4 protein-coding genes are annotated in these 2,205 nt (G+C 48.9%); 1 reads left to right on the top strand and 3 read right to left on the bottom strand.

The features are described from left to right. Nucleotides 1–193, top strand: a 193-nt coding sequence (locus RV1423_RS28120; RefSeq protein ID WP_034303948.1) for a transposase, incomplete at its 5' end; no start/stop codon positions are given. A gap of 196 nt (nt 194–389) precedes the next feature. Here the strand turns inward: RV1423_RS28120 and RV1423_RS28125 are convergent. From RV1423_RS28125 to RV1423_RS28135, 3 genes are all read right to left on the bottom strand, one after another. Then, on the bottom strand, nt 390–815 hold the full coding sequence (locus tag RV1423_RS28125; RefSeq protein ID WP_034303949.1) for a hypothetical protein: 426 nt from the start codon (nt 813–815) through the stop codon (nt 390–392). A gap of 166 nt (nt 816–981) precedes the next feature. After that, nucleotides 982–1,569, bottom strand: coding sequence for a hypothetical protein (locus tag RV1423_RS28130; RefSeq protein ID WP_051517025.1), 588 nt, complete (start codon nt 1,567–1,569; stop codon nt 982–984). A 95-nt stretch (nt 1,570–1,664) separates the two neighbouring features. Then, complete coding sequence (locus RV1423_RS28135; RefSeq protein ID WP_034303950.1) at nt 1,665–2,000, bottom strand: hypothetical protein; 336 nt, start codon at nt 1,998–2,000, stop codon at nt 1,665–1,667. Nucleotides 2,001–2,205: the final 205 nt, after the last annotated feature.

The raw sequence follows: 2,205 nt of genomic DNA on the forward strand, positions 1-2,205 counted from the left end.
GATGCGGATTCGTCGCCAAACGGTTGAGCATCCATTCGGCACCATCAAGGCATGGATGGGCGCGACACACTTCCTGACTAAAACCAAGGCCCGGGTGAGCACCGAGATGAGCTTGCATGTCCTGGCATACAACATGAAGCGGATGATCAATATACTCGGCGTAGGGGCATTGATGAAGGTGATGAGCGCATAGGCGCTCTTAGCGTCAGGAGATGTGTTTGGTGGCGGCGACTTCCTAGAACAAGGAAAATCGCTGTCGCGTTGCAGGGCTCTATATCGACAACGATGTCGCGCTAAAATGACTTGGATATCGGCCGTCTAGATGGATTCAGCGTTTTTACACAGCCTCGGCCGATTGCGGCCATCAAATTGGCGCAATGACAGAAATATCAATTAGAGAATAGTCTGATGAAATTTTCGTCAAAGCGGAAGGTATTGAGCACCCATCCGTTTGGCGTTTTGTAGAAATAGAAAGTCCACGGCATTGCGTGCTTTTCATATTGCGCAACGTAGGTTATCGACAGCAGTGAGTTTCCTTTCTGCTTGCTTTCGATGAAATCAAAACCAGCAGGGGCACCAAACCGGCGAAGCAAATTCGGCATCTGCAATTGCAACTGGGCCTTTATTGGTGTCAATTCAGCTTCAGAAAGCACAAAATATTCTGATATTTGCTTGAATGCACCATCTATGTTGTCCGCAGCAACACTTCCCATCACACCGTCGGTAAAGCTGCGAATTTCGCTTTCAGAACGCAAGGTTCCGGCACTCGCAAGAGTGGTAAAAGCAAGCAATGTTGCAACTAGAATTTTGTGCATATTCTCTCTGAAATTGTCTAATGTATTAGATTTTCACATAACGCTTAGATGGCTGTTCTTGGCCGATTGCGGTCCCCCATTGCGGACCTAGGAAAACTCTAACGTTCAACGTAACAGGCTGAGTGCGCGTCGGTCTACTTGACCGAGGATCCGAAAAATCGGGATTTCATTTCGCCGCTACTCGATTCAAAGCTAACTTCAGTGCATCCCAATGCCAAACTGAGTCATCGATCGATTCCGCAGATATCGGGCTCTTCCGAAGTTGAATGTTTGTGGCAATTCCTTCTCGAAGCAGCATCGCTTGCATATGGAGAAGCGTTCGCCGCGTTCCGATAATCCAATTAGATGACTCGGGTAAAACGAGTTTTATTGCCTGCTGCAGCGAACACTCAAGTTTCTGCCGGAGCCGAATAACAGCACGCTTGTCGTCCTTCCCAAATGCAGGGCCCAGCACGTATTGCATGGCCCCGGCCGCGGCGGCATCGTACTTGTCTTCAAGGTACTGATCGACACTCCGGCCGCTGCCGACGGTTTCGATTTGGCCGGAGACAGTATTAACAAGATGAGCATTTACCCCGACGTAGCAGCGTTCCTGGATGCCTCGAACGACAAAATCCTCACTGTTGGCTCGGATGACCCAGTAATCGCCACGCTCAGACAGCGTACAGGATTGGATAGCAAAGCGCTCCCTACCATGGGATGAAGCCTCACTGCGGCGAAGTACTAAGGTCTTCGCTTGTTCTGCATCGATCATTGAATCCTAACTTTGAAGGAGACCAACTGCTGCACTGCGCAATAATGCCTTAATTTGAATGCCGGCTTCTGGCCGGAAGCAGACTTCTATCGGTTTCACTTTCGACGCTTGCGAAACTGCGTCCCTAAAAAATAGAGGATTGGTAACGAGAGCAAAGTGAATATCAACATCGGAACCCTTAGGGGGCCAAATAGAGGAGGCTGTTCTACGATCCGAAGGTGCTCTGCCGGAGGCTCAGGAAGAGTCCAGTCAATCACCAGGCTGTATAAAATAAAAAGCAGGATCAAAGATATGGACGCGAAAAACCAAGGGCGATCGATTCGCCCCCAAAAGAAGATTAAAGAGAGCACTGTGTAGATAACAGGCAGAGCGAAGGCAATGACCAACTCTAACTCTATCCCATCGGCAAACAGGTTTAACAAGTTATACATATTATCCAGTTAAGTCGTGATTTCGCTTGCGGCTGTCATTTAGGGGAATTGGTATTAACGACCGCAACTGGCCGAGGCTGTGTAAAAACGCTGAATCCATCTAGACGGCCGATATCCAAGTCATTTTAGCGCGACATCGTTGTCGATATAGAGCCCTGCAACGCGACAGCGATTTTCCTTGTTCTAGGAAGTCGCCGCCACCAAA

Source organism: Herbaspirillum sp. RV1423, from assembly GCF_000577615.1.
In the GTDB taxonomy this organism is placed as follows: Bacteria; Pseudomonadota; Gammaproteobacteria; order Burkholderiales; family Burkholderiaceae_D; genus Herbaspirillum.

Bases quoted from the DNA above. Each gene is read 5' to 3' on its own strand.
- RV1423_RS28125 (WP_034303949.1), bottom strand. From the start codon at position 815: ATGCACAAAATTCTAGTTGCAACATTGCTTGCTTTTACCACTCTTGCG.
- RV1423_RS28130 (WP_051517025.1), bottom strand. From the start codon at position 1,569: ATGATCGATGCAGAACAAGCGAAGACCTTAGTACTTCGCCGCAGTGAG.
- RV1423_RS28135 (WP_034303950.1), bottom strand. From the start codon at position 2,000: ATGTATAACTTGTTAAACCTGTTTGCCGATGGGATAGAGTTAGAGTTG.